The organism is Leisingera sp. (assembly GCF_034669605.1).
Lineage (GTDB): Bacteria > Pseudomonadota > Alphaproteobacteria > Rhodobacterales > Rhodobacteraceae > Leisingera.
In genome coordinates, this window is sequence record NZ_JAXMOX010000238.1 from 1 (window position 1) to 6,476 (window position 6,476).

Here is a 6,476-nt window from a genome sequence, read left to right on the forward strand (position 1 = left end):
GCTGCAGATTGATAAAGGCGGGGCGCTTGTGGCCTTCTTCCGGCAGCAGGTTGAAGTCATAGACCTGACGGTCGTCAAAGAATACTTTTCCGACGTTCCACTGCACGCCTTTGTCCACCATCGGCTTGCCGCATCCCAGCCGGTCGAGGATTTCCAGGGGCCGCTTGGCAAAGCAGATCGCGCGGGATCCAAAGCTCACCTTGTCGTTGTCATCAAGCACCACCACTTCGGTGCCCTGCTGCGCCAAGTCGATGGCGGCAGCCAGCCCGATGGGGCCAGCGCCGATCACCACTACCTTGCGGCGTACTGGTGTTGCGGCGTCCTCATCTGGATGACGCTCGTAGGGGTACAAAGGGACTTCAAAGATCTTGTTCATCTGGTCTCCTCCCAAATTCCAGGTGCCGTCCGGCACAGCTCAACCGTCTCCCGGCATGGGGCCGCCGGGAGGATGGTCTAGCGTCTCACAGGTTCCGCCGGGGCGATACGATCTGGATCAAACCGCCCCGGTTGCAATGCCGGCCGAACGTTAGCCTTGAAGGGCCTCCCACATTTCCAGATCACGCTGAGCGGTCCAGATCCGCGGGGTTTCGATGCCGCGGGCCTCGTCATAAGCGCGGGCGACGTTGAAGGGCAGGCAATGCTCGTAGATCGCGTAGTCGGCGAACTTCGGATCGCACTCGGCGCGCACTGCATCCCATGCCTCTTTCAATGTGCCGTTGCGGGCGGCAACCTTGGCGGCGGGACGGTAGGTGCTGTCAACGAAGTCGCGGGTGCTCTCGATGGCGGCGTTGACCATCTCCTTGCCCACTAGTGCATCACCGCGGCCCGGTGCGATGGCGTCCACGTCGAACGCCTTGATGTTGTCGAGCGTATTGCCCCAGTCGCCGAAATGGCCGTCGCCGCAGTAGCAGGCAGAGTGGTATTCGACAATGTCGCCGGTGAACATCACGTTCTGGTCCGGCACATGGATCACGATGTCTCCGGCGGTATGGGCACGGCCCAGATGCATCAGATCGACCCGGCGGTTGCCGAGATAGACCGTCATATCTTCTGAAAAAGTCGTGGTAGGCCAGGTCAGGCCCGGAATGCTTTCGTGGCCTTCAAACAGACGCGGGAAACGCTGAAACTCGCTGTCCCAGTCCTCTTGGCCGCGCTCCACAACCATCGCGCGGGCTGCATCGCCCATGATAACCTGCTGCGCGCCAAAGGCGGAGGCACCCAGCACCCGTACGGCGTGATAATGGGTCAGCACAACATGAGTGATCGGCTTGTCAGTCACTGAGCGCACGCATTCAATCACCTTGTTGGCCAGCCGTGGCGTGGCCTGTGCTTCGATGATCATCACGCTGTCATCGCCAATGATCACGCCAGAGTTCGGGTCACCCTCTGCAGTGAAGGCATAAAGCCCTTCCCCGATCTCATCAAAGGTGATCTTCTTTTCAGTCATGTCCCCTTGGGACGCAAAAGCCTTAGCCATGATGGTATTCCTTATCGTGCGTAGGGATCTTCAAGCGCAGGCAGAACAGTGCCTTTGCAGTCGCCAAATCCGATGGTGTATCCGTCGCCCTTTGCAACGCCCTTCAGCGTCAGCGTGTCGCCATCAGCGATGAAGGAACGCTCTTCACCCGTCTCCAGCGTAATAGGCTCCTTGCCGCCCCAGCTGAGTTCCAGCAACGAACCGCGGCTTTCCTTCGTCGCACCGGAAATGGTGCCGGAGCCCAAAAGGTCGCCAGCATTCATCGGGCAGCCCGAGGTCGAGTGATGCGCCAGCTGCTGCGCGGCTGAGTAATACATTTCCTTGTAATTGGTCCGCGCGATAGTGGTCGCGCTCTTGCCCTCCGGCGCCATGGTGACTTCCAGATCAATGTCATAGAGCATGGGCCCGCAGTCCTTCAGATGGTCCAGTAGTTCCACCTCGCGTTCCGGCGTGTCGCAGCGGAAGGGTTCCAGCGCCGGTTTGGTCACAATCCAGGGGCTGACCGAGTTGGCAGTGGCCTTGGCCTGGAACGGCCCTAGCGGCTGGTATTCCCAGGCCTGGATGTCGCGCGCCGACCAGTCATTCAGCAGCACATAGCCAAAGATATGGTCGTCTGCCTCCTGCACGGAGATCGGGCCTTCCGACGGCGTGCCGACAATTGCGCCCATCTCCAGTTCGATGTCAAAACGCGCGCAGGGCGCCCATCGCGGCTTGTCATCGTTCGGGCCTTTCAGCTGCCCCCAGGGGCGGCGCACATCGGTGCCCGACACCACCACGGAAGACGCCCGCCCGTTATAGCCGATCGGGATATGCAGCCAGTTCGGCGGCAGCGCGTTTTCCGGCCCGCGGAACATGGTGCCGACGTTGAAGGCGTGGTTCTTGCCGGCATAGAAGTCGGTGTATTCGCTGACCGCAAAGGGCATGTGCAATTCCGCATCCACGGCGGGAACCAGCAGCGGTTCCACCATGTCCTGCCCGGCAGCACCTTCGGACAGCAGCGCAGTCAGACGGGCGCGCAGAGCGGCCCAGACAGCCGGGCCTTCCTCCATCAGGTCATTCCAATAGGGCACATCGAACAGCGGCGCATCGCTCAGCTGGACCAGGCCGGCTTCTTCGGCGGCCTGCATGTCCAGGATCATATCGCCGATGGCCACGCCGCAGCGCGGATCATCGCCATCAACGGAAAACACGCCATAAGGCAGGTTGTTCAGCGGGAACGGGTGGTTCGCATCATTGGCCGAGGCCACCCAGGATTTCAGCAGAGGCATCGTGTCTCCAGTTTCCGGATCCGAGGGATCCTTTTCATCTTTTCCGGAAATACTCCGGGGGTGAATGGGCCGGTCAGGCCCAGAGGGGGCAGCGCCCCCTCACCATTTTCATTTCAGGCCGGGGGTGCCGTCGAACTTCTTCTCGATGTCACTCCAGCAGTCGATATAGTCATCCTGCAGCGGCGCGTCCTTAGCTGCAAATGCAGTCAGATGCTGCGGGAAGCGGGTTTCGAACATGAAAGACATGGTGTTCTCCAGCTTCTCGGGCCCCAGATTGGAATTTGATGCGCCTTCGAACGCGTTTTTGTCCGGTCCGTGGGGGAGCATCATGTTGTGGAGCGACATGCCGCCAGGCACAAAACCTTGCGGCTTGGCATCGTACTGCCCGTAGATATTGCCCATCAGCTCCGACATGATGTTCTTGTGATACCACGGCGGCCGGAAGGTGTTTTCGGCCACCATCCAGCGGTCGCGGAACAATACGAAATCAATATTCGCGGTGCCCGGAACGCCGGACGGCGCGGTCAGCACGGTAAAGATCGACGGGTCCGGATGGTCGAACAGGATCGCGCCAACCGGGCAATAGGTGCGCAGGTCGTATTTGAAAGGCGCGTAATTGCCGTGCCAGGCAACCACGTCAAGCGGCGAATGGCCGATTTTGGTTTCATGGAACTGGCCGCACCATTTGATGGTCACGGTGGACGGCACTTCGCGGTCCTCGAATGCCGCCACCGGTGCCTTGAAATCGCGCGGGTTGGCCAGGCAGTTAGCGCCAATCGGCCCGCGGCCTGGCAGCTCGAACTTCTGGCCATAGTTTTCGCAAACAAAACCGCGGCACGGCCCTTCCAGTACCTCCACCCGGTAAACCAGCCCGCGCGGGATAATGGCAATCTCCTGCGGTTCCAGGTCGATGATGCCCAGCTCAGTCGCAAAGCGCAGGCGGCCTTCCTGCGGCACCACCAGCAGCTCGGAATCGGCCGAGAAGAAATAGCTGTCCACCATCGTTTCGGTGATCAGATAGATGTGGCTGGCCATGCCTGTCTGTGTGTTCACGTCGCCTGCGGTGGTCATGGTGCGCATGCCGGTGAGCCAGGTCAGGCCTTCCTCAGAATGCGGTACTGGATCCCAGCGGTACTGGCCCAGTGAAATCACATCCGGATCGATGCAGGGTGCCGACTTCCAGTACGGCAGTTCAATCTTCTGATAGCGGTGCGAATGCTTCACCGAGGGCCGTATGCGATAGCACCATGTCCGTTCCGGCGGGTCGGCTGTAAACGCGGTACCGCTCAGCTGCTCACCATATAAGCCATAGTTGCACTTTTGCGGGCTGTTCATGCCCTGCGGCAGCGCACCGGGAAGCGCTTCGGTTTCAAAGTCATTGGCAAAGCCGGGCATATAGCCCTCGTTCGGCCCGGCAATCGAGGGGGCCTGGATCATTTCATGGGGATCGGCGGGTAGATTCATCGCGCGTTTCTCCTCTTGCTGCTTGCGGAATATTAGTTGTTTTTGTAACTAACAAGGGGAAGGGGAGTAAAAAATGAACGAAAAAGATGATTTCGCTTTGCAGGATTTCTTGCCGTATCTGCTGAACCGCGCGGCTGAGGAAAGTTCGCTGGGGTTCCAAAAACACTACAAGAACCGCTATGGAATGTTGCGAACGGAATGGAGGGTGCTGTTCCACTTGGGCAACTACGGGCAGATGACGGCCAAGGAAATCGGCAACCGGGCGAAGATCCACAAGACCAAAATCAGCCGTGCTGTGGCCAAGCTGTCGGAGAAACGGTTTGTGGCCCGCTCTCGTGATGATAACGATCGCCGTTCGGAACATCTGGCGCTCACGGCGGCGGGGGAGGCTGCCTATATGGATCTGCGGGAATATGCATTGCAGTTCGACACCAGCATCTGCGCCAGGTTCACCACCGGTGAGGTTGCAATTTTGCGGTATATGCTGCGCAATTTAGCAGGGATCGCCCCATAGACATCAGCGGCCGGAATACCCAAATAGAGCCGCGGTATTGAAGGTGAAAACATGATACAGATCGATGTCAATTCCGGAGCGCTGATTGCCTGGCTGATGGAGCAGGGGCTGCAGGGCGCGCATCAGCAGGACTTGCTGCAAGGATATTGTCAGCGTCTGGCCGATGCCGGGGTGCCCTTATGGCGGTTCCATCTGGCGCAGCGTGCCTTCCACCCGAAATTCGGCGGGCTGGGCTTCAACTGGACCCGCGCGGATGGCATCAGCTACGAGCACTATGAATATCGCGAATCCCCGCGCGAAGAATGGCTGCGCAGCCCGTTCTTTCACATTCTGGAACATAATCTGGAAGAATTCCGCGAAAGGATCGAGGACAGCGCCCCAGAGGAATTTCCGTTACTGCCTGAGCTGCGGGAACGCGGGGCGACTGATTACTTTGCAAAGGGTGTGCGGTTTGCGCCGCCGGATGCCGGGCCGAACGATCCGCGTCATCCCAGCGAAGGGATGCTGATTTCCTGGTCCACGGACCGGCCCGGCGGGTTCAGCAACCGCGAGCTGGATCTGCTCCGCACCACTCTGCCGCATCTGGGGTTGGCGTTGAAATCCTCGTCGAACAGGCAGATGGCCAGTGACCTTCTTCAGGTCTATCTGGGCCGTGATGCAGGCCGCCGGGTGCTGTCGGGCGAAATCCAGCGTGGTTCTTCGCAGCAGATTGATGCGGTTATCTGCTTGTTTGACCTCAAAGGTTTCACCCAGCTTGCAGAGCGGCTGCCCGGCACTGACCTGATCGAGATGCTGAATGGCTATTTCGGCCTTGCGGTGGAATCCATCCAGGCGCATGGCGGCAATATCCTCAAGTTTATGGGCGACGGAATGCTGACTATGTTCAATCTGGGCAGCATTAAGGAGGACGCCCATGCCGCTCTTGCCGCTGCGAATGAACTCTGTGGCAAGGTCCGGGCGTTTAATTCGATGCGCGAGGAACAGGGCCTCCCCACAGCTGGCTTTACCCTGGCGCTGCACGCGGGAACCATTCTTTATGGCAACATCGGTGCGGAAAACCGGCTGGATTTCACCGTAATCGGGCAAGCGGTGAACCAGACCGCCCGGATTGCCGGGATGCACCGTTCAGTCGGGCAAAGCATCATCATGTCCGAAGACGTACGGAAAGCGGCCGAGGGCACCAATCATGATTTGGTGTCGCTGGGCCGCTACATGCTGCGCGGAGTGGCTGAACCGATTGAGCTTTACACCATACACCGCGGTAAATGCGGCTGCGATCGCTGAACTACAGCCGGAACAGGATCAGATACTGATTTCGACTCCCGGCAGGTTCACTTCCTTCATCATGTCGCGCAGCTCCTGCCGGGCGGCAATGTTGGAAATATTCAATTGCTTGACACCAATGTCCTTGAGGTCCAGCAGGGTCAGCCCTCGGGGAAACAGTTCGCGAAAGATGACCCTCTCGGAAAAGCCCGGTGCGACCCGGAAGCCGATCCGCTTGGACAGCATATTGATGGCGCGTTCCATCTTTTCCTTGTTGACCATGCGCTGAGTGCCGACCCGGTTGCGGATCACGATCCAGTCAATCGGCTTCAGCCCGGCCTGCGCGCGCAGCTGGCGGGCGTTCCACACCATTTCCGAGTAGACGGACGGTCCGGTGATCGCTTCCCCCTTCTGGTCTACATGCGCCAGCAGATCGAAATCGACAAAACTGTCATTGAGCGGGGTGATGAGCGTATCGGCCAGTGAAGAT

7 protein-coding genes are annotated in these 6,476 nt (G+C 59.2%); 2 read left to right on the forward strand and 5 right to left on the reverse strand.

Annotated elements, in window-relative coordinates; all coding sequences use genetic code 11:
• The 4 genes from VOI29_RS21435 to hmgA form a co-directional block, all read right to left on the reverse strand.
• A partial coding sequence (locus tag VOI29_RS21435) for an FAD-dependent oxidoreductase (RefSeq protein WP_323783523.1) occupies positions 1 to 376 on the reverse strand: 376 nt, incomplete at its 3' end.
• A 150-nt stretch (positions 377 to 526) separates the two neighbouring features.
• On the reverse strand, positions 527 to 1,477 hold the full coding sequence (locus VOI29_RS21440; protein ID WP_323783524.1) for an MBL fold metallo-hydrolase: 951 nt from the start codon (positions 1,475 to 1,477) through the stop codon (positions 527 to 529).
• An 11-nt stretch (positions 1,478 to 1,488) separates the two neighbouring features.
• Complete coding sequence (gene fahA, locus VOI29_RS21445; protein ID WP_323783526.1) at positions 1,489 to 2,745, reverse strand: fumarylacetoacetase; 1,257 nt, start codon at positions 2,743 to 2,745, stop codon at positions 1,489 to 1,491.
• Between the two features lie 108 nt (positions 2,746 to 2,853).
• On the reverse strand, positions 2,854 to 4,209 hold the full coding sequence (hmgA, locus tag VOI29_RS21450; RefSeq protein ID WP_323783528.1) for a homogentisate 1,2-dioxygenase: 1,356 nt from the start codon (positions 4,207 to 4,209) through the stop codon (positions 2,854 to 2,856).
• A 73-nt stretch (positions 4,210 to 4,282) separates the two neighbouring features.
• On the opposite strand from hmgA, the gene VOI29_RS21455 reads away from it, so the two are divergent.
• Both VOI29_RS21455 and VOI29_RS21460 read left to right on the forward strand, forming a co-directional pair.
• Complete coding sequence (locus VOI29_RS21455) at positions 4,283 to 4,723, forward strand: MarR family transcriptional regulator (RefSeq protein ID WP_323783530.1); 441 nt, start codon at positions 4,283 to 4,285, stop codon at positions 4,721 to 4,723.
• Between the two features lie 51 nt (positions 4,724 to 4,774).
• Positions 4,775 to 6,007: an adenylate/guanylate cyclase domain-containing protein gene (locus tag VOI29_RS21460; RefSeq protein WP_323783532.1), complete on the forward strand. Its 1,233-nt coding sequence runs from the start codon at positions 4,775 to 4,777 to the stop codon at positions 6,005 to 6,007.
• An 18-nt stretch (positions 6,008 to 6,025) separates the two neighbouring features.
• On the opposite strand, the gene VOI29_RS21465 is transcribed toward VOI29_RS21460, so the two are convergent.
• Positions 6,026 to 6,476 (reverse strand): division plane positioning ATPase MipZ (locus tag VOI29_RS21465; protein WP_323783534.1); only part of this gene is annotated, 451 nt, incomplete at its 5' end.